The organism is Klebsiella sp. AqSCr (assembly GCF_008452795.1).
Taxonomy (GTDB): Bacteria; Pseudomonadota; Gammaproteobacteria; order Enterobacterales; family Enterobacteriaceae; genus Klebsiella; species Klebsiella pneumoniae.
The window spans coordinates 3,542,425-3,566,517 of the sequence record NZ_MJDM01000005.1 but is presented as its reverse complement, the minus strand read 5'-3'; the positions used below and the strand labels follow the sequence as shown (position 1 = coordinate 3,566,517).

At 57.9% G+C, this 24,093-nt stretch carries 25 protein-coding genes; 12 read left to right on the top strand and 13 right to left on the bottom strand.

Annotated features, from left to right (window positions below; genetic code table 11):
• Positions 1-14 precede the first annotated feature (14 nt).
• Positions 15-1,043 carry a LysR family transcriptional regulator gene (locus BHE81_RS21375; RefSeq protein WP_004218670.1) on the bottom strand — a complete coding sequence of 343 codons (1,029 nt, stop codon included), beginning with the start codon at positions 1,041-1,043 and terminating at the stop codon, positions 15-17.
• A gap of 16 nt (positions 1,044-1,059) precedes the next feature.
• On the opposite strand from BHE81_RS21375, the gene BHE81_RS21370 reads away from it, so the two are divergent.
• Entirely contained in the window at positions 1,060-2,274 is a 1,215-nt protein-coding gene (locus tag BHE81_RS21370) for an MFS transporter (RefSeq protein ID WP_023342912.1), read from the top strand.
• A gap of 54 nt (positions 2,275-2,328) precedes the next feature.
• On the opposite strand, the gene murJ is transcribed toward BHE81_RS21370, so the two are convergent.
• The 4 genes from murJ to rimJ all read right to left on the bottom strand — a co-directional run bounded on the left by murJ (position 2,329) and on the right by rimJ (position 6,150).
• Positions 2,329-3,864: a murein biosynthesis integral membrane protein MurJ gene (gene murJ, locus BHE81_RS21365; protein ID WP_002899104.1), complete on the bottom strand. Its 1,536-nt coding sequence runs from the start codon at positions 3,862-3,864 to the stop codon at positions 2,329-2,331.
• 111 nt (positions 3,865-3,975) lie between these two features.
• The gene (locus tag BHE81_RS21360) at positions 3,976-4,887 is read right to left on the bottom strand and encodes a Gfo/Idh/MocA family protein (RefSeq protein WP_004140718.1); all 912 of its coding nucleotides are present in this window, start codon (positions 4,885-4,887) and stop codon (positions 3,976-3,978) included.
• A 15-nt stretch (positions 4,888-4,902) separates the two neighbouring features.
• The gene (locus BHE81_RS21355) at positions 4,903-5,556 is read right to left on the bottom strand and encodes a YceH family protein (RefSeq protein ID WP_023302074.1); all 654 of its coding nucleotides are present in this window, start codon (positions 5,554-5,556) and stop codon (positions 4,903-4,905) included.
• A 9-nt stretch (positions 5,557-5,565) separates the two neighbouring features.
• Positions 5,566-6,150, bottom strand: a complete 585-nt coding sequence (gene rimJ / locus BHE81_RS21350; RefSeq protein WP_002899099.1) for a ribosomal protein S5-alanine N-acetyltransferase — start codon at positions 6,148-6,150, stop codon at positions 5,566-5,568.
• Between the two features lie 229 nt (positions 6,151-6,379).
• Here rimJ and mdtH point away from each other — a divergent pair, with 229 nt between their 5' ends.
• The 7 genes from mdtH to BHE81_RS21310 all read left to right on the top strand — a co-directional run bounded on the left by mdtH (position 6,380) and on the right by BHE81_RS21310 (position 11,744).
• Positions 6,380-7,588 (top strand): multidrug efflux MFS transporter MdtH, encoded by a 1,209-nt coding sequence (gene mdtH / locus BHE81_RS21345; protein WP_002899096.1) that lies wholly within the window; start codon positions 6,380-6,382, stop codon positions 7,586-7,588.
• 113 nt (positions 7,589-7,701) lie between these two features.
• Positions 7,702-8,262 carry a lipoprotein gene (locus tag BHE81_RS21340; protein WP_004150824.1) on the top strand — a complete coding sequence of 187 codons (561 nt, stop codon included), beginning with the start codon at positions 7,702-7,704 and terminating at the stop codon, positions 8,260-8,262.
• A gap of 125 nt (positions 8,263-8,387) precedes the next feature.
• The gene (gene pyrC, locus BHE81_RS21335; RefSeq protein ID WP_004176586.1) at positions 8,388-9,434 is read left to right on the top strand and encodes a dihydroorotase; all 1,047 of its coding nucleotides are present in this window, start codon (positions 8,388-8,390) and stop codon (positions 9,432-9,434) included.
• 72 nt (positions 9,435-9,506) lie between these two features.
• Positions 9,507-9,758, top strand: a complete 252-nt coding sequence (gene dinI, locus BHE81_RS21330) for a DNA damage-inducible protein I (RefSeq protein WP_023302075.1) — start codon at positions 9,507-9,509, stop codon at positions 9,756-9,758.
• Positions 9,759-10,060: 302 nt separating this feature from the next.
• A complete protein-coding gene (gene bssS, locus BHE81_RS21320; protein ID WP_002898992.1) occupies positions 10,061-10,315 on the top strand; it encodes a biofilm formation regulator BssS in 255 nt (84 codons plus the stop codon).
• Between the two features lie 125 nt (positions 10,316-10,440).
• Positions 10,441-11,559: an N-methyl-L-tryptophan oxidase gene (solA, locus tag BHE81_RS21315; protein ID WP_002898990.1), complete on the top strand. Its 1,119-nt coding sequence runs from the start codon at positions 10,441-10,443 to the stop codon at positions 11,557-11,559.
• Positions 11,560-11,630: 71 nt separating this feature from the next.
• Positions 11,631-11,744 carry a DUF2770 family protein gene (locus BHE81_RS21310; protein ID WP_002898988.1) on the top strand — a complete coding sequence of 38 codons (114 nt, stop codon included), beginning with the start codon at positions 11,631-11,633 and terminating at the stop codon, positions 11,742-11,744.
• Here BHE81_RS21310 and BHE81_RS21305 read toward each other — a convergent pair.
• Positions 11,730-12,794, bottom strand: coding sequence for a rhodanese-related sulfurtransferase (locus BHE81_RS21305; RefSeq protein WP_002898987.1), 1,065 nt, complete (start codon positions 12,792-12,794; stop codon positions 11,730-11,732). The genes BHE81_RS21310 and BHE81_RS21305 overlap by 15 nt on opposite strands.
• A 205-nt stretch (positions 12,795-12,999) precedes the next feature.
• On the opposite strand from BHE81_RS21305, the gene BHE81_RS21300 reads away from it, so the two are divergent.
• The 3 genes from BHE81_RS21300 (at position 13,000) to BHE81_RS21290 (ending at position 15,796) form a co-directional block, all read left to right on the top strand.
• Entirely contained in the window at positions 13,000-13,920 is a 921-nt protein-coding gene (locus BHE81_RS21300; protein ID WP_004140735.1) for a Kdo(2)-lipid IV(A) acyltransferase, read from the top strand.
• A 171-nt stretch (positions 13,921-14,091) separates the two neighbouring features.
• Positions 14,092-15,318 carry a multidrug efflux MFS transporter MdtG gene (gene mdtG, locus BHE81_RS21295; protein ID WP_002898984.1) on the top strand — a complete coding sequence of 409 codons (1,227 nt, stop codon included), beginning with the start codon at positions 14,092-14,094 and terminating at the stop codon, positions 15,316-15,318.
• Positions 15,319-15,409: 91 nt separating this feature from the next.
• Positions 15,410-15,796 carry a MysB family protein gene (locus tag BHE81_RS21290; protein ID WP_002898981.1) on the top strand — a complete coding sequence of 129 codons (387 nt, stop codon included), beginning with the start codon at positions 15,410-15,412 and terminating at the stop codon, positions 15,794-15,796.
• Here the strand turns inward: BHE81_RS21290 and BHE81_RS21285 are convergent, their stop codons facing one another.
• The 3 genes from BHE81_RS21285 to mdoG all read right to left on the bottom strand — a co-directional run bounded on the left by BHE81_RS21285 (position 15,797) and on the right by mdoG (position 20,165).
• On the bottom strand, positions 15,797-16,024 hold the full coding sequence (locus BHE81_RS21285) for a YceK/YidQ family lipoprotein (protein ID WP_002898978.1): 228 nt from the start codon (positions 16,022-16,024) through the stop codon (positions 15,797-15,799).
• 66 nt (positions 16,025-16,090) lie between these two features.
• Positions 16,091-18,619, bottom strand: coding sequence for a glucans biosynthesis glucosyltransferase MdoH (gene mdoH, locus BHE81_RS21280; protein ID WP_002898967.1), 2,529 nt, complete (start codon positions 18,617-18,619; stop codon positions 16,091-16,093).
• Complete coding sequence (gene mdoG / locus BHE81_RS21275; RefSeq protein ID WP_004140751.1) at positions 18,612-20,165, bottom strand: glucans biosynthesis protein MdoG; 1,554 nt, start codon at positions 20,163-20,165, stop codon at positions 18,612-18,614. Before mdoG ends, mdoH begins: the two co-directional genes overlap by 8 nt.
• Positions 20,166-20,416: 251 nt before the next feature.
• On the opposite strand from mdoG, the gene mdoC reads away from it, so the two are divergent.
• Entirely contained in the window at positions 20,417-21,577 is a 1,161-nt protein-coding gene (gene mdoC, locus BHE81_RS21270; protein ID WP_004215136.1) for a glucans biosynthesis protein MdoC, read from the top strand.
• A gap of 34 nt (positions 21,578-21,611) precedes the next feature.
• On the opposite strand, the gene BHE81_RS21265 is transcribed toward mdoC, so the two are convergent.
• From BHE81_RS21265 to BHE81_RS21250, 4 genes are all read right to left on the bottom strand, one after another.
• On the bottom strand, positions 21,612-22,205 hold the full coding sequence (locus BHE81_RS21265) for a TetR/AcrR family transcriptional regulator (protein WP_004179313.1): 594 nt from the start codon (positions 22,203-22,205) through the stop codon (positions 21,612-21,614).
• Positions 22,206-22,271: 66 nt separating this feature from the next.
• Positions 22,272-22,799 carry an O-acetyl-ADP-ribose deacetylase gene (ymdB, locus tag BHE81_RS21260; RefSeq protein WP_002898953.1) on the bottom strand — a complete coding sequence of 176 codons (528 nt, stop codon included), beginning with the start codon at positions 22,797-22,799 and terminating at the stop codon, positions 22,272-22,274.
• A 149-nt stretch (positions 22,800-22,948) separates the two neighbouring features.
• Positions 22,949-23,431, bottom strand: coding sequence for a DUF1097 domain-containing protein (locus BHE81_RS21255; RefSeq protein ID WP_002898950.1), 483 nt, complete (start codon positions 23,429-23,431; stop codon positions 22,949-22,951).
• Between the two features lie 106 nt (positions 23,432-23,537).
• Positions 23,538-24,089: a TorD/DmsD family molecular chaperone gene (locus tag BHE81_RS21250; protein WP_023284936.1), complete on the bottom strand. Its 552-nt coding sequence runs from the start codon at positions 24,087-24,089 to the stop codon at positions 23,538-23,540.
• Between the last annotated feature and the right edge of the window lie 4 nt (positions 24,090-24,093).

Sequence of the window (24,093 nt, the reverse complement as noted above, 5' to 3'; positions counted from 1 at the left end):
TTTGGCCGGTTTTTTTATGCGCTTTGCGGACGCTGCATCCCGGCGAGATCCGGCATGATCTCCCGCATCAGGTCGAGGAACTTACGCAGGCGTGTCGGGTAATAGCGCGCCCAGGGATAAACCAGATGAACCGGCAGCGAGGCGGGTCGCCACTGCGGGAACAGCTCAATCAGCCGTCCGGCGGCAATATCCTCCACGACCGTCCAGCTGGACACCATCGCCACCCCCAGCCCCGCCAGCGCGGTGTTGCGCGCGACGTAAAGACTGTCAGTGCTCAGACAGGGAGTAATCGCTGTAGAGACAATCTGCCCGCTTGCCTGATGCCTGAGCCGTACCTCATGCTGATAAAAGGTATTAATGGCGATCCATGGCAGGCCCGATAACGCCTCCAGCGAGGTTAACGGCGGATACTTCGCCAGCAGCTCAGGAGAAGCCACTACGCAGCGCGGCACTTCCGCCAGCAGTACGGATACCGTTGCTGGATCCACCTCCGCCCCCACGCGAATAGCGCAGTCGATATTATCGCTGAGGAAGTCGACGGTATTATCGTTTAGCATCCACTCCACCGACAGCTGCGGATGGCGCTGTAGAAATGCCACCAGCGGCGCCAGCAGTTGCTGCTGGCCAAACGCGTGGGGCGCCCGCACTCGCAGAACGCCCACCGGCCGATCGTCGGCAATACGCAGGTCATCCTCCAGCGCCAGCCAGGCGTCCACCACCTGACGGGCGTGACGATAACAGCGTTCGCCATCGTCAGTGAGCTTCATCGCATGGGTGGTGCGCAGGATCAGCTTAACCCCCAGCAGCCCTTCAAGGGACTGCAGGCGGCGGCTGACGGTCGCCTGGGTAGTGTCCATCTGCCCTGCGGCGGCGGAGAGCGATCCGGCCTCTACGATGCGGATATAGGTGCGCATCAGCTCAATGCGGTCTATACGCTCTTGTCTTTTCATTTTCCTTTTGCCTATACGTGCTACGTATAACCGTTTTACCACCAGCCCGGCTACCGCGCCAGTCGCGTTCAGGGAAAAATAGCCCCATCGCATCTATGAGGCATTGAACATGACACCGACTTCCCTTTCCACCCGCGACGCAGGCTGGATTATCTTCATTCTCGCACTCGGCGCCGGCTTTAGCGTCGCCTCTATTTACTACGCGCAGCCGCTGCTGCCGTTGATGGGCGCCAATCTCCACCTGACTGTAGAAGGTATGGGTCTGGTCCCTACCCTGACGCAGGCGGGTTATGCGCTCGGCATTCTGTTCCTGCTCCCGCTCGGCGACCGCCACGATCGCCGCCGGCTGATCCTGGTGAAAAGCGCGCTGCTGGCGCTCCTGCTGCTCCTGTGCAGCCTCACCGGCCAGCTCAGCTCACTGCTGGTGGTCAGTCTGCTGATCGGTATGGCGGCGACCATGGCGCAGGATATCGTCCCGGCGGCGGCGATCCTCGCCCCGGCGGGCAAGCAGGGAAAAATGGTGGGCACGGTGATGACCGGGCTGCTGCTGGGGATCCTGCTCTCCCGGACGGTCAGCGGCGTGGTGGGCGCCGTATTCGGCTGGCGGGTGATGTATCAGACGGCGGCGGTCAGCGTCGCGCTGATTGGCCTGGTAATGTGGCGCGTCCTGCCGCGCTTCGCTGTGCACTCGACGCTGAGCTATCCGCAGCTGATGGCCTCGATGGCGCATCTGTGGCAGCGTTACCCGGCATTACGCCGCGCCGCGCTAGCTCAGGGCGCGCTCTCCATCGCCTTTAGCGCCTTCTGGTCGACGCTGGCGGTGATGCTCTCCGAACACTATCACATGGGCAGCGCAGTAGCGGGCGGTTTCGGTATCGCCGGGGCCGCCGGGGCGCTGGCCGCGCCGCTTGCCGGCGGTCTGGCCGATAAATTTGGCGCCGGTAAGGTGACACAGATGGGTGCGGCGCTGGTCACCCTCTCCTTTGCCCTGATGTTTATGCTGCCGCTGCTGCCAGTGCACGCTCAGTTGGCGCTGATTGCCCTGTCGGCGATTGGCTTTGACCTTGGCCTGCAGTCAAGCCTGGTGGCGCATCAGAACCTGGTATATGGCCTTGAGCCACAGGCCCGCGGCCGCCTCAACGCCCTGCTGTTCACCGTGGTGTTTATCGGGATGTCGCTGGGGTCGGTGCTGGGCAGTAAGCTGTACGTGCTGGCCGGCTGGAACGGAGTGGTCACGCTGGCAGTGATCACTGGCGCGCTAGCCCTGGCGATCCGTCTGCTGGAGAATGCCCGCATCCTCGCTGCCGAACGCAGCGCATCATAAAAAAAACCCCGCTTCGCCTGAGGCGAAGCGGGGTTTTTCTACCCTCACAACCGCTTACGCCGTGCGACGGACAAACTCTTTCACGCGGAAGCCCAGCACCAGCAGCGTGGCGAAATAGGCTACCACCCCGGCGATAACCACCGCCAGCAAACGCATCAGACGGAACGGCATCGTCCCCAGCGACCACTCAGGCATGAGATGCATGACGCCCAGCAGCGCCGCGGCCATAACCAGCACTGCAATAATCAGACGTAGCAGGAAGGCCAACCAGCCCGGCTGCGGGGTGAAAATTTTCTGTTTACGCAGCTGCCAGTAGAGCAGCGCGGCGTTCAGGCAGGCCGCCAGGCCGATGGACAGCGACAGACCCGCATGCTTCAGCGGGCCGATAAACGCCAGGTTCATTACCTGGGTCATAATCAGGGTGATAATAGCAATCTTGACCGGGGTCTTGATGTCCTGACGGGAATAGAAGCCCGGCGCCAGCACTTTCACCACGATAAGGCCCATCAGCCCCACGGAATAAGCCACCAGCGCGCGCTGGGTCATCGCCGCGTCAAAGGCGCTGAATTTGCCGTACTGGAACAGAGCCACGGTTAGCGGTTTGGCGAGGATCCCCAGCGCCACCGCGCTCGGCAGCGCCAGCAGAAAACAGAGACGCAGTCCCCAGTCCATCAGCCGGCAATACTCGTCATGGTTACCGCTGGCGAAGCTTTTTGACAGCGATGGCAGCAGGATAGTGCCGAGCGCCACGCCCAGCACGCCGGAGGGAAACTCCATCAGGCGGTCGGCATAATACATCCACGACACCGAGCCCGACACGAGGAATGAGGCGAAAATGGTATTGATGATAAGGGAGATCTGGCTTACCGACACGCCAAGGATCGCCGGCCCCATCTGCTTCACCACCCGCATCGCGCCGGCATCTTTCAGATTAATTCGCGGCAGGACCAGCATGCCAATCTTCTTCAGATGCGGCAGCTGGTAAGCCAGCTGCAGCACGCCGCCGACCGTCACCGCCCAGGCCAGCGCCAGCACCGGCGGATGGAAATATGGCGCGGCAAACAGCGCAAAGCCAATCATACTGACGTTGAGGAACGTCGGCGCAAAGGCCGGCACCGAGAAGCGGTTCCAGGTATTGAGGATCGCCCCCACCAGCGAAGCCAGGGAGATCAGCAAAATATAGGGAAAGGTAATACGCAGCAGCTGGGTGGTTAGCGCAAACTTATCGGCGGTATCGGCAAAGCCGGGCGCAGTAATGGTGATTACCCACGGCGCCGCCAGCATCCCGATAACGGTAACGATAGCCAGAGCCAGGGTCAGCAGCCCGGAGACGTATGAGACAAACACGCGGGTGGCATCTTCGCCCTGCTTGCTTTTATATTCGGCAAGGATCGGCACAAACGCCTGTGAGAAGGCGCCTTCGGCAAAAATACGCCGCAGCAGGTTAGGCAGTTTGAAGGCGACAAAAAAGGCATCGGTCGCCATCCCGGCGCCAAAAATACGCGCCACAATCGCATCGCGGGCAAAGCCCAGCACGCGCGAAAACATGGTCATCGAACTGACTGCCGCCAGTGATTTTAAAAGGTTCATTACGCTGTTATTCCAAACCCTGGAGTAAAACGCCCGCAAATGCGGGCGCTGGAAAGTGGCGATAGTCTACCGGGTTCAACATGAATTACTACTGTCAGTTGTTACAATGGATTATTCGCTAATGGCGTCGCGCCACAGTTTCTCAACGATCCGCTGAGCCAGCAGCGCCTGTTCGCCTGCAGTTTCAGGAACTGTCTGATTTTGCACGCATTCGATAAAATGGCGCGCGCAGCCGACAAAGCCGCGCTGCTCAAGGGTGGTTTGCCAGCCGGCAACCGGGCGCTGGACCACGCCATGACCGCACTCCTCCTGCCATTCGCGCATCTCGCTGACGGCATATAGCCCGCCATCCGTGACCGCCTGCACCCACTCGCGCTGGCTGCCTGCGCGACGATGCATGCTGGTGGTGACCTGCAGCCGGGGCGAACTGAACTGATGTTCGGCATAGAGCATTTCGCCCTGCGGGGTGATCTTCAGCGCGCCGCCGCGCAGACGTGCCTGACCGTCGGCCAGCCATAGCGCGGTATCCACCACATGCAGATAGTCATCAAGCAGCGTAAAGCGCAGATCGTTGCCGACGCTATCGCTACGGTGTTTATCCATCCGCAGCGAGGCCGCCTCGCCCAGCCGCCCCTTCAGCTCCCGATAGAGAGGCGCGAAGCGGCGATTGAAACCGACCATCAACGTCAGTCGACGTCGCGCCGCCAGCTCGACCAGCGTCTCCGCCTCACTCAGCTTGTCCGCCAATGGTTTATCCACACAAACATGAACCCCGGCATTCAGTAAGTGATTCACTACTTCATAATGTGAAGCCGTCGAGGTATGGACAAAGACCGCATCGCACTGTGCCGCCAGGGCATCGAGGGAATCAGCGTATGGCATCCGCCAGGTTTCGCAGATCCGCAGCGCCTTCTCTTTACCCGGCGACCAGGCCGCCTGCAGCGTCCAGCTTTCCGCCGCCCCCAGCACCGGCAGCCACGCTTTCTGCGCAATGCTGCCTAAGCCGACCACCCCAATGCGCAATCTTGTCCCCACGTTTTAGTCTCCCAGATGGTGTAACAGCGAATCGAGGCGCGCTTTCAGCTCCGCCACCTCGCCCTCCAGCGCTTCAACCCTGGCGCGCAGATCGCCGTCATCGTCCAGCGGCGCGAGAGCTTCCACTGTGGTGATCAGCGTGTCCATATCGTCGTAAAACAGATGCATATAGCGGCTTTCCCGTTTTCCCGGCTCCCGGGGCAACCGGGCGACGAAGGGGCCATCTTCGCGCGTCGTCAGCCCTTCCAGCACGCTTTCCACTTCCGCCACATCGCTGAACTCATACATCCGCTGCGCCCGGCTGCGTAATTCGCCCGGCGTCTGAGCACCGCGCAGCAGCAGCGTCGTGACCACCGCAACCTCGCCGGCGCTAAGCTTCAGATCGCCAAATTCGGAGTTGCAAAAGCGCTGTTCATACTTGGTGACGCGATTACCGAATCCGCTGACCGTGCGCAGATAGTGCCGTTTCACCAGCGTATCCAGCAGGGCCTGGACCTCGCTTTCGCTCAGCGACATCACTGGCTCGCGGTTGGTTTTCTGATTGCAGGCGGTCACCACAGCATTTACCGACAGCGGATACTGCTCGGGGGTGGTGACCTGCTTTTCCAGCAGGCAGCCAATGACGCGCGCTTCATGCGCAGTTAACTGATATTTCATCCTCTCTCCTTAACGTCCCGCAGACCAGTCCGGCGTCGTTAGCGCCGTCAGTACATGGTCACGCCACTGCCCGTCAATCAGCAGATAATCTTTGGCGTAACCCTCTTTTTCAAACCCCAACCGCGCCAGCAGCGCGCCGCTGCGCTGATTATGCGGCATGTAGTTGGCCATAATGCGATGAATATGCTGCGTGCGCTGCATATAGCGAATCGCCGACGTCAGCGCTTCAAACATCAGCCCCTGCCCCTGCCACTTCTCGCCAATGGAATAGCCAAGATAACAGGCATGGAAAGATCCGCGCACCACGTTGGAGAAATTCGCCACACCGATGATCTCTTTTTCCTCAGGGTCGAGCAGCGCGAAATAAAAAGCTGACCCCTGCTTATGAAACTCAGCGATCATCGACAGACGCGCCTGCCATCCGGAGGGATAGCAGTGGCTGTCGTCACGAACCGGCTCCCAGGGTTTTAAGAACGCTTTATTTTCGGCGTAATAATCGGCCAGACGCCAGGCGTCACGATCGTGAACCAGGCGCACCACCAGCCGGTCCGTCGTCAAACGCACCTTCGGCACGTTACTGCGATAGCCAAACATTTCCTTTTTCAGTCCCCCTGACTTCACTCTTGCTTTCATCACTATACCTTTCCTGCACGATAGTGTGAAAACAGCAACATACCATTTTCTGCGCCATCTCCTCTTTTCGATGAATAGGCTCAATCGATCTTGCATTTTGATAAAAAAATATTGTCGCAAGGGTGCTGGGAAAAGCAGCAGATTGCCCGCAGAATATCCTCGCTTATCTCTATTTTTCCCTGGAGGGGAAATGTCCCGCGTCTCGCAGGCAAGGAGCCTGGGTAAATATTTCCTGTTAGTCGATAACATGCTGGTCGTGCTGGGCTTTTTTGTCGTTTTTCCGCTGATTTCCATCCGCTTTGTCGATCAGATGGGCTGGGCAGCGCTGATGGTCGGCATTGCGCTCGGCCTGCGCCAGCTGGTACAGCAGGGATTAGGCATCTTTGGCGGCGCCATCGCCGACCGCTTCGGCGCGAAACCGATGATCGTCACCGGTATGCTGATGCGTGCCGGCGGTTTCGCGGCGATGGCCGTCGCCCATGAGCCGTGGGTGCTGTGGTTCTCGTGCATACTCTCCGGACTCGGCGGTACACTGTTCGATCCGCCGCGGGCGGCGCTGGTGGTTAAGCTGGTGCGTCCGCATCAGCGCGGCCGCTTTTTCTCCATCCTGATGATGCAGGATAGCGCCGGCGCGGTGATTGGCGCGCTGCTGGGCAGCTGGCTGCTGCAGTATGATTTTCGCCTGGTGTGCAGCGCCGGCGCCGCGCTGTTTATCGCCTGCGCCGCGTTTAACGCCTGGTATCTGCCGGCATGGAAGCTCTCGACGGTGAAAACGCCGATTCGCGAGGGTCTGGGCCGGGTGCTGCGGGACAAACGCTTCGTCACCTATGTCCTGACGCTGACCGGCTATTATATGCTGGCGGTGCAGGTGATGCTGATGCTGCCGATCATGGTGAATGACATCGCCGGCTCGCCGGCCGCCGTGAAATGGATGTACGCCATCGAAGCCACCATTTCGCTCACCCTGCTCTATCCTATTGCCCGTTGGAGCGAAAAACGCTTCCGCCTTGAGCACCGGCTGATGGCCGGTCTGCTGGTGATGACCCTGGCCATGCTCCCCATCGGGATGACCAGCAGTTTACAGCAGCTGTTTACCCTGATTTGCCTGTTTTACATCGGCTCTATCATTGCCGAACCCGCCCGCGAGACGCTGGGCGCTTCGCTGGCGGACGCCCGGGCGCGTGGCAGCTATATGGGTTTCAGCCGTCTGGGGCTCGCCTTCGGCGGCGCGCTGGGTTACGCGGGCGGCGGCTGGCTGTTTGATGCCGGGAAAGCCGTCGGCCAGCCCGAACTGCCGTGGCTGATGCTCGGCGCCATCGGGGTTATCACCTTCCTGGCGCTATGGTGGCAATTCAGTCCGAAACGCTCTGCCTCCGGTATGCTGGAGCCGCGCACCTGATGCGCGCGGCGGCGGATTCTCCTGCTTTCAGCCTATTCTGCTGGCGCGATGGGTGCTGACAGGTCATGATGCTTTGTGTCAGGATGAAGGAAGGTATGAGCTTGAGGAACCCCATGAAAAAGATATTGATCGCCGCCGCGCTAATTGTCAGCGGCCTGCTGAGCGGCTGTAATCAGCTGACCCAATACACGGTAAGCGAGCAGGAGATTAACCAGGCCCTGCAGAAGCGAAACCATTTCGCCAAAGATATTGGTCTGAAAGGCGTTGCCGACGCCCATATCGAACTGCAGAACCTGACCAGCGCTATCGGGCGCGAGGAGCCGGGCAAAGTCACCCTGAGCGGGATCGCCAACGTCGATCTTAACTCCCTGTTCGGCACGCAGAAAGCGACGATCGATCTGAAGCTCAAAGCGCTGCCAACCTTTGACCGAGAGAAAGGCGCCATCTTCCTGCAGGAAATGGAAGTGGTCGATGCCAAAGTGGCGCCGGAGAAGCTGCAGTCGGTTATTCAGGCCCTGCTCCCCTACCTGAATCAGTCTCTGCGCAGCTACTTCAGCCAGCAGCCGGCTTATGTCCTGCGTGAGGACGCCAGCACCGGCGAAGCGCTGGCGAAGAAATACGCCAAAGGTATAGAGGTGAAGCCAGGCGAGATTGTCATCCCCTTTACCAATTAATCTCCAGGGCGCTACGGCGCCCTGAATTTTTTACGGAAATGAGTGCAAAGGAAAACGTTTACGCTTATCCTTAGTGCCCGGCAAAAAACAGCCCTGATGACTGAACCTATTAGCCGGAGCCTTCCATGACAGCACAATCCCAGGTATTGAAAATCCGCCGCCCAGACGACTGGCATATCCATCTGCGCGATGACGATATGCTGAAAACCGTCGTGCCTTATACCAGTGAGTTTTATGGCCGGGCGATCGTGATGCCGAATCTGGTGCCGCCTGTCACCACCGTCGCGGCGGCTATCGCTTACCGCCAGCGCATTATGGACGCCGTGCCGGCCGGGCATGATTTTACCCCGCTGATGACCTGCTATCTGACAGACTCTCTCGACCCAGCGGAGCTGGAACGCGGCTTTAACGAAGGGGTGTTCACCGCCGCCAAGCTCTACCCGGCCAATGCCACTACTAACTCCAGCCACGGCGTCACCAGCACCGACGCCATTATGCCAGTGCTGGAGCGGATGGAAAAACTGGGGATGCCGTTGCTCGTTCACGGCGAAGTCACTCACGCCGAGATTGATATTTTCGATCGTGAAGCGCGCTTTATTGAGACGGTGATGGAGCCCCTGCGCCAGCGCCTGCCCGGCCTGAAAGTGGTTTTTGAACATATCACCACCAAAGACGCCGCCGAGTACGTGCGTGACGGTAATGAACTGCTGGCTGCTACCATCACCCCGCAGCATCTGATGTTCAACCGCAACCATATGCTGGTGGGCGGCATTCGCCCTCACCTGTACTGTCTGCCGGTACTTAAACGCAATATTCATCAGCAGGCTCTGCGGGAGCTGGTCGCCAGCGGCTTCAGCCGCGCCTTCCTCGGCACCGACTCCGCACCGCACGCCCGCCACCGTAAGGAAGCCAGCTGTGGCTGCGCCGGCTGCTTTAACGCCCCGACCGCCCTCGGCAGCTACGCCACGGTGTTTGAAGAAATGAACGCTCTGCAGCACTTTGAGGCTTTCTGCTCGCTAAACGGCCCGCGCTTCTACGGTCTGCCGGTCAATGAGAGCTACGTTGAACTGGTGCGTGAAGAGACGACCGTTGTGGACAGCATTGCCCTGCCTAATGACACCCTGGTGCCCTTCCTGGCGGGTGAAACCGTTCGCTGGACCGTGAAGAAATAAAAACGCAGCCCCCTGTTGTCAACGCTAACCGGATACTGTATAAATAACCAGTATCGAACGCAGGGGGCAATTATGCGCATTGAAGTGTCTATCGCCAAAACGACCGCCTTACCTAACGGCGCGCTGGAAGCGCTGAATAACGAACTCTCTCGCCGTATCGCCGAGCAATTCCCGGCCATCGATAGCCAGGTGAGCGTCCGCTACGCCACCGGTAATCAGCTCTCGGTGTTTGGCGCCCTGAAAGAAGACCAAGACCGGATAAGCGAAATCCTGCAGGAAACATGGGAAAGCGCGGACGACTGGTTTGTCCACGATCTCTCCTGAAGCATGGCGGGATCCAGTTACTCTGGTTTGCTCCCTCATTGTGCTTTTTTTGCCGGGTCGCCCCGGCTTTTTTTATCCCCTCTTCTGTTCAGAATAGTCCTGATTATTCTGCTCAATATCGACTAAAGTGGCCATTTTACGCGCTTATCTTGAGTAAAAAAGCGGCAAAAGAAGAAAATCATGCTGCCTTTCATTTAATTTCTCGAGTTTATTCTTGATCCCTGATATAATTAACTTGCTTCAAAAAATATGCATTAAACCTCGAGAATTGTTGTCTTTTAACATATGAATAAGGGGTTATGATGGAAAAAAATAATGAAGTCATTCAGACCCATCCCCTCGTTGGATGGGACATCAGCACCGTTGATAGCTACGATGCGCTGATGTTGCGCCTGCACTACCAGAACCCCACTCAAGAAAACAGTAATGATGCTGAGATCGGCCAGACGCTATGGCTAACGACGGACGTCGCACGTCAGTTTATTTCAATCCTGGAAGCAGGCATTGCGAAGATTGAATCTGGCGAATACCAGGAAAACGAGTATCGCCGACATTAACGCGGCTTGCGAATGACTTAACATTAAACTTAACAGGCACCTGCGGGTGCCTGAATTATTTTCGGGCTTGTATAAGCACAGGGAGTTAATTACCCTGCTAACAAGGCAATTACCCGGAACTCACCATGCAATACGATCTTATCATTATTGGCAGCGGCTCCGTCGGCGCCGCCGCTGGCTATTATGCGCGCCGTGCCGGACTCAATGTTCTGATGACCGATGCCCATCAACCTCCCCACCAGGAAGGCAGCCATCACGGCAGCAGCCGTCTTATCCGTCACGCCTATGGCGAAGGTGAGAAATATGTTCCGCTGGTGCTGCGTGCCCAGCAGCTATGGGACGAACTGGCAGAGATCAGTGGCGAAGCCGTGTTTGAACGCACCGGCGTCATTAACCTCGGCCCCGCCAGCTCCGCTTTTCTCGCCAACGTCGCCGCCAGCGCCCGTGCGTTCCAGCTTGAGGTGGAAGAGCTTGATGCCCAGGCCGTGATGCAGCGCTGGCCGGAGATACGCCTCCCCGATGACTATCGGGCGATTTTCGAACCCGCTTCCGGCGTACTGCGCAGCGAACTGGCCGTCGAAACCTGGATCCGTCTGGCGCGGGAAGCAGGCTGCGCGCAGCTATTCAACTGTCCGGTCTCGGCTATTCATCACCATGCTGACGGGATCACCATCGATACCCTCGACGGTGAATATCATGGTAAAAAGCTGCTGGTCAGCGCCGGCACCTGGGTCACCCGCCTGCTTCCGGACCTCCCTATCCAGCCGGTACGCAAGGTGTTCGCCTGGTACCAGGCCGATGGCCGTTACAGCAGTAAGAATCACTTCCCGGCCTTCACCGGCGAGTTGCCCAATGGCGATCAATATTACGGTTTCCCGGCGGAAGATAATGAACTGAAAATTGGCAAGCATAACGGCGGCCAGCCGATCTCCACCCCGCAGGAACGGGTAGCGTTTGGCGCTGTCGCCAGCGATGGTTCCGAATCCTTCCCGTTTTTGCGTAACGTCCTGCCTGGCATCGGCGGCTGCCTGCACGGCGCCTCCTGTACCTACGACAATACCGTCGATGAGGACTTTATTATCGATACGTTGCCAGGCAGGCCAGACACGCTGCTGATCACCGGGCTGAGCGGCCACGGCTTTAAGTTTGCGCCGGTGCTGGGCGAAATTGCCAGTCAGTTTGCTCAGGGCGAAGCATCGAGCTTCAATCTGGCCCCCTTTTCTCTGGCGCGCTTTAACGCGTAATGGAATGCGGCACTTTTGCCGTTGGGTAAAGAAACGGCCTCTGCTGAGGCCGTTAGTGATTGAGAGCGGTTATGCGTCGCCTGTTTAATATGCTGGTCAACAACGTGCGCGAGCATTTTATGATCTACCTGGCGCTCTGGCTGCTGCTGGCGATCATCGATCTCGTCTGGTTATGGTTTTTCTGACGGCTCCGGGTCGAGGATCCCGAGTTTGGTATTCAGCCGGCCACGGGATTTATTAAAGATTTTGTTGCCGTTTTCACGCCCGGCGCGCAGCTTACGCTGCTCCTCTTCCGGTAGCTTATGCTCTTCCATGCAGGCTTCGCTACAGCAGCCGGCAAACTTCTCGGCGCAGCTCGGGCACTGGATAAACAGCAGATGGCAGCCATCGTTCAGGCAGTTAGTATGGGTGTCGCACGGCGCGCCGCACTGATGACAGTGCGCGATAACGTCATTGGAGATCCGCTCGCCCATCCGCTCATCAAAGACAAAGTTTTTACCAATGAAACGCACCGGCAGCCCCTGCTCGCGGGCGCGACGGGCGTACTCGATGATGCCACCCTCGATGTGCCAGACCTTATTGAAGCCGTTATGCTTCATCCAGGCGCTGGCTTTTTCACAGCGAATGCCGCCGGTGCAATACATGACAATTTTCTTGTCTTTATGGTCCTGCATCATTTCCACGGCTTTCGGCAGCTGGTCGCGGAAGGTATCCGCCGGGATCTCCAGCGCGTTTTCGAAATGGCCCACCTCATATTCATAGTGGTTGCGCATATCGATAAACACGGCATCCGGATCGTCAAGCATCGCGTTGACTTCCGCCGCCTTGAGATACTCCCCCACATTGGAGGCGTCAAACGAGGGATCGTCGATGCCGTCGGCGACGATACGATCGCGAACTTTCAGGCGCAGCACCCAGAAAGACTTACCATCGTCCTCCACAGCGATATTGAAACGCAGCCCCGCCAGCGCCGGATCGAAGCCATAGAGAAACTCACGCAGAGCCTCAACGTTGCTTTGCGGCACGCTGATTTGCGCGTTGATCCCTTCCCGGGCCAGATAGATGCGGCCAAAGACCTTCAGCTGGGTTAAGGCAACCCACAGCGCATCACGGGTCGCCTGCGGGTCGACAATGGTGAAATATTTATAGAATGAGATCGTCGTGCGCGGCTCGGTCTCAGCCAGCATTTGCGCCTTTAACGTCTCATTTGAAATGCGGTTGTGTAACACTGGCATGGTGTACCTGCTCGACATAGAAATGAGGAAATAAACGGCGGGCATGATATAGCAAAGCTAATTAATTTACATCCCTACATTTTACGCTACATTTCTCTCACCCGGTCGCGCCCCGCTTAACAAAACGAGCTGACTGTCGCCGCCTTTGGCTGGCCGGTAAAAAAATGCGATAATATAAGACGTTGCTCACTGATACGGGTATGAAATGACTCATTTGCCTAAATTTTCTCCGGCGCTGTTGCATCCGCGCTATTGGCTGCTGTGGCTGGGTATCGGCCTGCTGTGGCTGGTTGTCCAACTGCCCTACCCGCTGATCTACCGCCTCGGGAACGCCATCGGCCGTCTGGCCATGCGCTTTATGAAGCGCCGGGCGAAAATCGCCTATCGCAACCTTGAGCTCTGCTTCCCCGAGAAAAGCGAGCAGGAACGCCACCGAATGGTGGTGATGAACTTTGAATCGGTGGGCATGGGGCTGATGGAGACCGGTATGGCCTGGTTCTGGCCGGTTCGCCGTATCGCCCGCTGGACCGACACCATCGGCTTTGAGCATATTCGCGATGTGCAGGCGCAGCAGCGCGGCATTCTGCTGATCGGTATTCATTTCCTCACTCTCGAGATGGGAGCGCGGATGTTCGGTATGAACGAGCCGGGGATTGGCGTCTATCGCCCCAACGACAACCCGGTGATCGACTGGCTGCAGACCTGGGGCCGCTTGCGCTCCAACAAGGATATGATTGACCGTAAGGATCTGAAAGGCATGATCCGGGCACTGAAAAAAGGCGAAGTGGTGTGGTACGCACCGGATCACGATTACGGCCCGACCGCCAGCGTCTTTGCCCCACTGTTTGCGGTCGACCAGGCGGCGACCACCTCCGGCACCTGGATGCTGGCGAAAATGTCCAAAGCCTGCATCGTGCCCTTCGTCCCGCGCCGCAAACCGGACGGTAAAGGTTATGAACTGATTATCCTGCCGCCAGAGTGTTCCCCGCCGCTGGACGACGCGGAAACCACCGCCGCGTGGATGAACAAGATCGTTGAGCAGTGCATCATGATGGCCCCGGAACAGTATATGTGGCTCCATCGTCGCTTCAAAACCCGCCCCGAAGGCATGCCCTCCCGCTACTGATCCCTTTTCCCGGCCGCGCTCATCCCGGCCGGGAAGCTTCGCCGCTCAGGCTTTAGGCTCTCCTTTAGCTTTAAAAGCTCTCCTCCATTGCGGCATCTATTTCTCAGGCGCATAATTAGCAGGCTCATATTTTCTCTTAATTTGACCTGCCGCGCAGGCCAGTGGAACCCTATGTCGTCTGCTGAAACCCCCATTAACTGGAAACGAAACCTGACCGTGACCTGGCTTGGCTGCTTTTTAACCGGCGCCGCCTTCAGCCTGGTCATGCCCTTTCTGCCACTCTACGTCGAACAGCTCGGCGTCACCGGGCATAGCGCCCTGAACATGTGGTCCGGGCTGGTCTTTAGTATTACCTTTCTTTTCTCTGCCATCGCCTCGCCGTTCTGGGGGGGGCTTGCTGATCGCAAGGGGAGAAAAATCATGCTGCTGCGTTCCGCACTCGGGATGGCCATCGTGATGATGCTGATGGGAATGGCGCAGAATATCTGGCAGTTTCTGCTGCTGCGCGCATTGCTCGGCCTGCTGGGCGGTTTTATTCCCAACGCCAACGCCCTGATCGCCACCCAGATCCCGCGCCATAAAAGCGGCTGGGCGCTGGGGACACTGTCTACCGGCGCGGTAAGCGGCGCCCTGCTCGGCCCGCTGGCAGGTGGCTTCCTGGCCGACCACTGGGGATTGCGCACCGTCTTCTTTATGACCGCGGCGGTACTATTTATCTGTTTCTTGTTTACCCTGTTTTTAATCCGCGAAAATTTTGTGCCGATCGCCAGGAAAGAGATGCTCAGTGCCAGAGAGGTGTTCTCCTCGCTGCAGAATCCCAAACTGGTGCTCAGCCTGTTTGTGACCTCGCTGATAATCCAGGTGGCCACCGGTTCCATTGCGCCGATCCTGACGCTTTATGTACGCGATCTCGCGGGCAACGTCAGTAACATCGCCTTTATCAGCGGAATGATCGCCTCGGTGCCGGGCATTGCCGCGCTGATGAGCGCCCCGCGGCTGGGCAAACTGGGGGATCGCATCGGGCCGGAAAAAATCCTCATCGTCGCGCTGATTATCTCGGTGCTACTCCTGATCCCGATGTCGTTCGTTCAGACCCCGCTGCAGTTAGGTATCCTGCGATTCCTGCTCGGCGCCGCGGACGGCGCGCTGCTGCCGGCGGTGCAAACCCTGCTGGTGTACAACTCCACCAGCCAGATCTCCGGGCGAATCTTCAGCTATAACCAGTCTTTCCGCGATATTGGCAACGTTACCGGCCCCCTGATTGGCGCGTCGGTTTCCGCTAACTATGGCTTCCGCGCTGTATTTCTGGTCACCGCAGGGGTGGTATTATTTAATGCGATCTACTCCACCCTCAGCCTGCGTCGGCCAGCCGCGGATACTTCGCATTCAGTAAATTAACGTCGAGAGGGGCTCTGTCCCTTGACGCCGTGCGTACCGCCTTCTATAGATTGAATCGTGTTCAATTCATATTCTTCTCAGGAGATTCGCTATGCCAAAGGATTCGATGTTCTACGCCACGCTTGAAGAAGCTATTGATGCAGCACGTGAAGAATTTCTCGCCAACAACCCTGACAGCGATGAAGAGAGCGCCAACGTTGAGCAGCTCAACATTCAAAAGTATGTGCTGCAGGATGGCGATATCGCCTGGCAGGCCGAATTTTTTGCTGACGAAGAGGAACAAGGCGAATGCCTCCCGATGCTCAGCGGCGAAGCCGCGCAGAGCGTCTTCGACGGGGATTATGATGAGATAGAGCTGCGTCAGGAGTGGCTGGAGGAAAATACGCTCCACGAATGGGATGAAGGCGAATTTCAGCTCGAGCCCTCGCTGGACACCGAAGAGGGGCAGACGGCAGCCGACGAGTGGGACGAGCGTTAATCAGTTATAGGGGCCGTGGCTGGCGTCCAGAGGCAGCAGAAGCGTATCAAATACCAGCGAGAACGGTAGGTCAAGAATGGTGAGATAGCGCCATGCCGAATCGCGAACATCCCACTGTACGCCCGGGTAATATTGATTGCCATGCCCCTGCCCGGGCACCGTACGGCTGATAATGCTGCCGCAGCCGCTGAGCAGCAGCGCCATGGCAATGATCGGTAGTATTCGCATCCACATCCTCGTATTTCAGATAAAAAAATACCGGCATCGCTGCCGGTATTTTCCTTAACGTACGGCTTATTTCGTTTTCAGCGCCAGCGGGTTAAGCGCCAACTGCTGATAGGCGTTCACCCATGAAGAGTATTTCTCCGGCGCGGCCCATACGCGATAGTGCAGACGCGACATGGTTACCGGGTCGCTCAACAGCACCAGTCGACGATCGCGGTTCAGCTTATCCGGCGTTTCATTCAGCGCCTGCTCGACATGGCGCTCGCGGGCGATCTCCAGGATATGCCCCTGACGGTGGCGCGCAGTGGCCATTGCGGTGGCGAGGGCGTTAAACGACGGGTTAAACACCGCGTGCATAAAGCCATCGTCCAGCGAACGCTGACGGTTCATCGTCAGGTACGCATCGGTATCCTTGAGCACCTGCGGCGGCGAATACTCTTCCGGGATCAGGAACAGCTTCCAGCGCTTGGTGCGCAGGCCCACTGTCGCCCGGCTGGAAATCGCCGATACGAACGGCGAGAGGATCAGCGAGACAACAATCGGCGCCAGCCAGAACAGGAAGCGTAGATCCAGCCATGCCATCCCGACCGCCCACACCAGCCCCAGCAGCAGCTGCGAGCCGTGGCGCATAAAGGCTTCCCCCCACGGCGTGGAGTCATCATCACGCTGCGGCGAATTCCATACCACCTCCCAGCCGAGGAAGGCGCTGACCACGAAGACCGTGTGGAACAGCATACGGACCGGCGCCAGCAGGACCGAGAACAGGACCTCCAGCAGCAGTGAAAGCGTGACGCGGATAAATCCGCCGTACTCTTTCGGCCCTTTACACCACACCAGAATAATACTCAGCAGCTTCGGCAGGAACAGCAGCACCATGGTCGAAGCGAACAGCGCGATGGCCAGCTCAGGCCGCCACTGCGGCCACACCGGGAACAGCTGACGCGGCTGCAGGAAGTACTGCGGCTCGGTCAGGGCATGCACCACCTGCAACGCCGTCGACAGGGCAAGGAACATAAACCACAGCGGCGCCGACAGGTAGGACATCACGCCGGTAAGAAACACCGCCCGGTGAACCGGGTGCATCCCTCTGACAAGGAACAGGCGGAAGTTCATCAGGTTGCCCTGACACCAGCGACGGTCGCGTTTCAGCTCGTCCAGCAGGTTCGGCGGCAGCTCCTCATAGGAGCCAGGCAGATCGTAGGCAATCCACACCCCCCAGCCGGCACGGCGCATCAGCGCGGCTTCGACGAAGTCGTGCGACAGGATCGACCCGGCAAAGTTGCCCTCGCCCGGCAGCGGCGCCAGCGCGCAGTGCTCAATGAACGGCTTCACGCGGATAATGGCGTTGTGGCCCCAGTAGTGGGACTCCCCCAACTGCCAGAAGTGCAGACCCGCCGTAAACAGCGGACCGTACACCCGGGTGGCAAACTGCTGGCAACGCGCATACAGCGTGTCCATGCCCGAGGCGCGCGGGGAAGACTGAATGATACCGGCATTCGGGTTCGCTTCCATCAGGCGCACCAGGCTGCTCAGACACTCACCGGTCATCACCGAGTCAGCGTCCAGCACCACCATATAGCTATACTGGCTGCCCCAGCGGCGGCAGAAGTCATCGATGTTGCCGCTCTTACGCTTCACTCGACGACGACGGCGGCGGTAGAAGATCTGCCCTTCGCCCTGCACTTCGGCAATCAGCTCCATCCACGCCTTTTGCTCAGCCACACAGATATCGGGGTTATAGCTATCGCTGAGGATATAGACGTCGAAATGAGCGGCGTTACCGGTCGCTTTCACCGACTCCCAGGTCGCCCGCAGGCCGGCGAAAACGCGGTCAACGTCTTCGTTACAGATCGGCATTATCAGCGCCGTACGGTGCGCCGGGTTCAACGGTTCGTCACCGACCGTCGAGGCGGAAATACTGTACTTATCGCGGCCGATCAATAGCTGCAGGAAGCCCATTAACGCGGTCCAGAAGCCGGCGGAAACCCAGCAGAACAGCACCGCGAAGAGGATCAGAATGCCGCTCTGCAACACGTACGGCAGCAGCTGCATGAACGAGATCCACAGGTTCTGCCCCACCATGTCGGCCGGGTTGATCAGCGCCCAGCCCTGATAAGGCAGAATGGTTTTCATATACCAGGTGGCCACTACGGTCTGCGACAGCGTCAGCAGCAGCAGGATATAGCGACGAATGGTGCCGACGGTACGCCATTTTTGCTCACTCTCGCGCTCTTCTTGCGTCAGACGGGAGAGATAGCGCGGCGTGACATCGCGTCCGCGCAGACGGTCCCAGAAGCGGCCGACCGGGTTGGTACGCCACGGGTCCGGGATCATTGAGGAGCGCTTGGCTTTAGGCATCGCATGCAGCTGAGTACGGCCTTCATCGTCCTTCACCAGCTGATCGCCAGACAGCGAATCCGGCCAGCTATGCGCCAGCCGTGCCTTGACCGACCCCAGCGGGGAGTCGTCTTCGCGGGCGAAGGTCTGATGGTCGTCATCCAGGGCCTGATGAACGGCCTGCAGGCTGGTGTCCGGCAGCGCCGATTTCTCGGCGTCCGACAGCGGCAATGCGTCAATGTACTTTGTTATCTTATTCATTGGCAGGCAGCTGATAGCTCCAGGTTTCGCTCAACGTGTCATCACCGTTAACCAGCGCGGCGCGCATTTCCGTCGTTTTCTTCGGATCTTTCACCTTCAAACGCAGGATCATTCGCCAGCCTTTGGTCACCGGATTGTAACGCACGGTATTTTCAACGATTTCAGCGTTATCGCCGGTACTCGCCTGGGCGGCGACCGGGGTATCCGCCGGCAGTTTTTTCATATCGGCGCCGGTGAAGTCGACAATGAAAGCAATGGTGCCGTCCGGCTGGCGGATCAGGTTCGACTGCTTCACGTCGCCGGTAGAGCGGCGGGTCTGCATAACGTAAGCGTTATCCGGCGCATGCAGCTTGTCTTCATCGCGGCTGAAGGTGATGGTGTACTTGAAGTTCATCTCCTTGCCCGGCTCCGGCAGCTGATCCGGCGTCCAGTAAGTCACGATGTTATCGTTGGTTTCATCGTTGGTCGGGATTTCAACCAGTTCGATTTTCCCTTTGCCCCACTCCCCTTTCGGGGTGATCCAGGCGCTCGGACGCAGGTCATAACGATCGTCGAGATCCTCGAAGCGCGAGAACTGACGGCCGCGCTGCAGCAGGCCGAACCCTTGCGGGTTTTCCATCGCATAGCTGCTAACGGCAAGGTGTTTCGGGTTGTTCAGCGGACGCCAGATCCACTCGCCGTTACCGGCCAGGATCGACAGACCATTGGAGTCGTGTAGCGCCGGACGATAGTTAAGCGCCGGAGAAGGCTGGTTGGAACCGAACAGGAACATGCTGGTCAGCGGCGCCACGCCCAGTTTGCCCACTTTGTCACGCAGGTAAACTTTGGACTGGACATCTACCACGGTGTCGCGTCCCGGCATGATGACAAAGCGATAAGCGCCGGTTGCCCGCGGGGAGTCCAGCAGCGCATAGATAGTCAGACGTTTGTCGGTGGCTTTAGGACGCTCGATCCAGAACTCGCGAAAACGCGGGAACTCTTCGCCGGACGGCAGCGCGGTATCGATAGCCAGGCCGCGCGCGGACAGGCCGTAAACCTGACCCTGACCCAGCACGCGGAAGTAGCTGGCACCGAGCATGCTGACGATCTCATCGTTCTTATCTTTGCTATTGATCGGATACAGTACTTTGAAGCCGGCGAAACCGAGGTCTTTCACCGTGTCTTTATCGTGCTGAACGTTACCAAAGTTAAAATAGTCCGGGCTATATTTAATTTTGCGCACGCTGGTGGCCGTCACTTCATTGATGGTGACCGGCGTGTCGAAGTACATACCCTGATGGTAAAATTCAAGCTTGAATGGGGTTTTCTGGTTATTCCAGTAAGCTTTATCGTGATTAAACTGAATTTGCTGGTAATCCGCGTATTTCATGTCGCGGAAAGCGGAGGGCAGGTTACTCTTCGGCGCTTCATAGCCTTTCCCGGCTAACGTTTTGGCCTCTTTTGCAACGTCATCAATGCTAAATGCCCATGCAGATGAAGTACACAGGGACAACATTACGGCTGCGCTTAACCAACGCATTTTCATCATCTGTGGTTTATGTTTCATATAAGTAAGCACTTCCCCCTTTGTGTGCTTAAATCGATCCGATCTATTTTAATGGAAACTCAGGCAATCCGACAACATAATCCCTGCTTTGTTCAGCGTAGCGGCGCAGGGAATAAACAGTTCGCTATCCCGTTTGCACTTTGCGTGCTTATCCTGGAGACAGGTACCCCGAGTTCATGTAGGGTTGCTGATAATGTAAGCGTTATCATCTTGAGTGATAAGACGAATTATCTGAGATTGTCGTGAATCGTATGAATAATACTCCGGTACAGCGTGAATATTTCTTCGACAGCATCCGCGCCTGGCTGATGCTGCTGGGGATCCCTTTCCACATTTCGCTGATCTATTCCAGCCACAGCTGGCATGTCAACAGCGCTGAGCCCTCGTGGTGGTTGACGCTGTTTAATGACTTCATCCATGCCTTCCGGATGCAGGTCTTTTTCGTCATCTCCGGCTATTTCTCCTACATGCTGTTCCTGCGCTACCCGTTGAAAAAGTGGTGGAAAGTGCGCGTCGAACGGGTCGGTATTCCGATGCTGACCGCTATCCCACTGCTGACGCTGCCGCAGTTTATTATGCTGCAGTACGTCAACGGCAAGGCGGAAAACTGGCACACCCTTTCCGGGTACGACAAATTTAACACCCTGGCGTGGGAGCTTATTTCCCACCTGTGGTTTTTACTGGTGCTGGTGGTGCTGACCTCGCTGGGCGTGGTGCTGTTTAAATGGCTGACGCGCCGCCCAACAGGGGGCGCCTCAGCCTTTGGTGACACTGTCACTATGGGCCAGCTAACGATGATTTTCCTTGCGCTGGGGGTGCTTTACGCGCTGATCCGCCGATCGCTGTTCCTGATTTACCCGCCGCTGCTTAGCAATGGTCTGTTTAACTTTGTGGTGATGCAGACGCTGTTCTATCTTCCCTTCTTTGTGCTGGGGGCGCAGACCTTTATTAATCCGCGTCTGAAGGCGATGTTTACCACCCCGTCACCATGGTGCTGCGCAGCGGCGCTGCTGGGATTTATCGCCTACCGGCTGAACCAGCAGTACGGCTCCGGCGACGGCTGGATGTATGAAACGGAATCGGTGATCACCATGGTGCTTGGGCTGTGGATGGTCAATGTGGTCTTTTCGCTCGGCCATCGCCTGCTGAACTTCCAGTCGGCGCGCGTAACCTATTTCGTCAATGCTTCGCTGTTTATTTACCTGGTGCACCATCCGCTGACGCTGCTGTACGGGGCGTGGATCACCCCGGTCATTAAGTCCAATACCTTAGGCTTTATTGGCGGGTTGGTTTTTGTGGTGGGTATTGCCCTGATCCTGTATGAAATTCACCTGCGCATTCCGCTGCTGCGTTTCCTGTTCTCCGGTAAACCGATGAACAAACCGGCCAAAACCCCAGCCTCGGCCAGCTAACCACTAGCCTGTGCGGCACGCCAGGCGTGCCGTATTATGCCTGCTCGTCAAAAAGCCGGTCGAAAATCATATTGTACAGGGCTTCTAAATCTGCCTTATCGACCGGGGTGGAGGCGCTCAGCTCACAGCGGTAAGCTGCCCCCTCTGTCAGAACGGCGATGAGCTCTGATGCGGCATTGCGTCGCGCATCGCTGAGCCCGGGATGGTAGCGCTGCGACAGGCGACCGCCCTCCTCTTTCAACCGCCGATCGGCCTGCATCAGGATCTCACGCAAGCGTGGGTTACGCGAGGCCTCGGCATTGATCTCCATCAGCAGATAATTATCGCTTTTGGTGGCTGCCGACGTCGGGATCCTGCCGGCCAAAACCGCCGCTTTACGCGCCAGATTGTGGTTCTCATCGATCATCTCCCCGACTCTGGCGTTGACGATTTCGCTAACAATCGCTTCGATGATCGCTTCCTTGCTGGCAAAAATGCGATATAGCTGACCGACGCTCAGGCCCGCTTCCCGGGCGATATCGGCGACGGAAGCGCCGTGCAGCCCCTTTTCAGCGAAACATTTTTGCGCTGCGACAACGATCTCCGCGCGGCGCGCCTGCTGTTTCTGCTGGACTTTTCCTTCTGACACCCTGCTCCCTCCTGCTACCCATCATTCCCGTCAAGACTGGCGGTTATCATAGCCTATTCTGTTGAATCAGGGGTATGACGCCAGCAGGCGGCGATAAATAGCCGCCGTTTCCTCGTCAAAACAGACGAACAGGACGCGCTCAAGAGGATTATAGCGAGTGAGAAACGCGGTGACGGTGCGCACGGCGATCGCCGCCGCTTCCTCTCTCGGATAGCCATACACGCCGGTGCTTATCGCCGGAAACGCAATGGAGCGATAGTTGTTTGCCGAGGCCAACTGCAGACTGTTTTTGTAAGCATCGGCCAGGGTTTGCGCCTCCATGCGGTCGCCGCCGTGCCAGACCGGGCCCACGGTGTGGATCACCGCGCTGGCCGGCAGATTGCCGGCAATAGTAATTACCGCATGCCCGGGAGGGCATTCGCCCTGCTGCTGCAGCACCTGCTTGCAAGCCGCCAGCAGCGCGGGACCGGCCGCCCGGTGGATGGCCCCGTCTACTCCGCCACCACCCAGCAGCGAGGGATTTGCCGCATTAACAATCACATCGACATCAAGTGTCGTAATATCGCCGAGAATTACCTCAGGTTTAACAGCCATTTCTCCTCCTGTCGGCATAGCGTGTGGATACGGCTTTCTGCCGATACTAGGGCATTCTCGCCTGCGGGAGCAAGATTATCGCTTTGTCCGGTGACGAGAAGATAAAAAAACAGGACCCGTAAGGTCCTGTTTTTTAGTCGTCCCGCCGATCAGGCGTTGTCGTTGGCGAACGATTTATGCTTATCCGCACGGGCCGCCAGCCACAGGCCACTATTTTTCATGGCATAGCCAAAGACCAGACCCAGCGCCAGGGAAGGGATCACCAGACGCCAGTCGCCGTCTGCCGCGAAGGTCGCGCAGGCGCCGATAAAGGTGCCCGGGACAAACGACAGTAGCGTCCGTCGCGCCTGAATGCACATCAGGAAGGCGACCACACCGGTCATCATATAGCTGAGGATCTGCACCTGTGGCGCCAGCGCGCTACCGTGGATAATCACTAACGCCCAGGCCACGCCGCTCATCACCGTGCAGGACGAGATGGCCAGCCCTTTCAAGCCGCCCTGCGGGCAGGCGAAATAGGCCGTACAGCCGAGGAATCCGGCCCAGCTCAGCAGGCCGAGAGCGACCGCCACCCACCCCCAAATCCCGGAGAGGATGCCTGTCGTTAATGCGATTGCGAAGAGTATGTTCATGGCGCGTATCCTAGCAGATACGCGCCGGAAGAATGCGATCTAAAACACAGTATATGAATGAACTTTCTTTCAGTTTCATTCAAACAGTGATTTACATCACATATTATTACTCATCTTCTTCCTGAAGCTCGTCCCACATCGCGGCGATGGCGTCGCGGGTCAACGGCGCCATGGTGCGCCAGAACGGCGTGTGCGCATGGGCTTCGACTTTCCCCAGCATCGTCCCGCACCACGGCAGGATATAGTCGGCAAACAGGAGCTCCAGCGTCTCGCTCTGGTCTTCTGCGGCATGATCCTCCAGCCAGGAGGCGGCCAGCAGCAGCGAGCCGAGATGATCCGCCGGACCTTCCCCTGTCGGGATGCCGTGTTCGCTCAGAAAAGCCCGAACTTCCGCTTCCGAGGAACCCTCCACCCACGCGCTACGGTACGGCGGGACGCTGCAGGCTTCACCGACGAACAGCGCATTATAGTCCGTCGCCAGGGATTGCATTTCACAGCTTTTCTGCAGACGCGCCAGCAGCTCGTCCTGCTCAAGCGGCCAGCTGGCGGCCAGTTTGCCCTCGCGGATCAGGGTAAACAGCGGCACCAGCAGCGGGTCCTGCGGTTGACGGTAATACAGCGAACCCAGCACGCGGCAGAGGATTGAAAACTCGTTCATTCAG

Bases quoted from the DNA above. Each gene is read 5' to 3' on its own strand.
- BHE81_RS21290 (WP_002898981.1), top strand. From the start codon at position 15,410: ATGCCAAAGGATTCGATGTTCTACGCCACGCTTGAAGAAGCTATTGAT.
- BHE81_RS21300 (WP_004140735.1), top strand. From the start codon at position 13,000: ATGACTCATTTGCCTAAATTTTCTCCGGCGCTGTTGCATCCGCGCTAT.
- BHE81_RS21305 (WP_002898987.1), bottom strand. From the start codon at position 12,794: ATGCCAGTGTTACACAACCGCATTTCAAATGAGACGTTAAAGGCGCAA.
- rimJ (WP_002899099.1), bottom strand. From the start codon at position 6,150: ATGTTTGGCTATCGCAGTAACGTGCCGAAGGTGCGTTTGACGACGGAC.
- mdoC (WP_004215136.1), top strand. From the start codon at position 20,417: ATGAATAATACTCCGGTACAGCGTGAATATTTCTTCGACAGCATCCGC.
- mdtG (WP_002898984.1), top strand. From the start codon at position 14,092: ATGTCGTCTGCTGAAACCCCCATTAACTGGAAACGAAACCTGACCGTG.
- BHE81_RS21355 (WP_023302074.1), bottom strand. From the start codon at position 5,556: ATGAAATATCAGTTAACTGCGCATGAAGCGCGCGTCATTGGCTGCCTG.
- murJ (WP_002899104.1), bottom strand. From the start codon at position 3,864: ATGAACCTTTTAAAATCACTGGCGGCAGTCAGTTCGATGACCATGTTT.
- BHE81_RS21285 (WP_002898978.1), bottom strand. From the start codon at position 16,024: ATGCGAATACTACCGATCATTGCCATGGCGCTGCTGCTCAGCGGCTGC.
- BHE81_RS21255 (WP_002898950.1), bottom strand. From the start codon at position 23,431: ATGAACATACTCTTCGCAATCGCATTAACGACAGGCATCCTCTCCGGG.
- solA (WP_002898990.1), top strand. From the start codon at position 10,441: ATGCAATACGATCTTATCATTATTGGCAGCGGCTCCGTCGGCGCCGCC.
- dinI (WP_023302075.1), top strand. From the start codon at position 9,507: ATGCGCATTGAAGTGTCTATCGCCAAAACGACCGCCTTACCTAACGGC.
- bssS (WP_002898992.1), top strand. From the start codon at position 10,061: ATGGAAAAAAATAATGAAGTCATTCAGACCCATCCCCTCGTTGGATGG.
- BHE81_RS21250 (WP_023284936.1), bottom strand. From the start codon at position 24,089: ATGAACGAGTTTTCAATCCTCTGCCGCGTGCTGGGTTCGCTGTATTAC.
- mdoH (WP_002898967.1), bottom strand. From the start codon at position 18,619: ATGAATAAGATAACAAAGTACATTGACGCATTGCCGCTGTCGGACGCC.
- pyrC (WP_004176586.1), top strand. From the start codon at position 8,388: ATGACAGCACAATCCCAGGTATTGAAAATCCGCCGCCCAGACGACTGG.
- BHE81_RS21310 (WP_002898988.1), top strand. From the start codon at position 11,631: ATGCGTCGCCTGTTTAATATGCTGGTCAACAACGTGCGCGAGCATTTT.
- mdoG (WP_004140751.1), bottom strand. From the start codon at position 20,165: ATGAAACATAAACCACAGATGATGAAAATGCGTTGGTTAAGCGCAGCC.
- mdtH (WP_002899096.1), top strand. From the start codon at position 6,380: ATGTCCCGCGTCTCGCAGGCAAGGAGCCTGGGTAAATATTTCCTGTTA.
- BHE81_RS21370 (WP_023342912.1), top strand. From the start codon at position 1,060: ATGACACCGACTTCCCTTTCCACCCGCGACGCAGGCTGGATTATCTTC.
- BHE81_RS21375 (WP_004218670.1), bottom strand. From the start codon at position 1,043: ATGCGATGGGGCTATTTTTCCCTGAACGCGACTGGCGCGGTAGCCGGG.
- ymdB (WP_002898953.1), bottom strand. From the start codon at position 22,799: ATGGCTGTTAAACCTGAGGTAATTCTCGGCGATATTACGACACTTGAT.
- BHE81_RS21340 (WP_004150824.1), top strand. From the start codon at position 7,702: ATGAAAAAGATATTGATCGCCGCCGCGCTAATTGTCAGCGGCCTGCTG.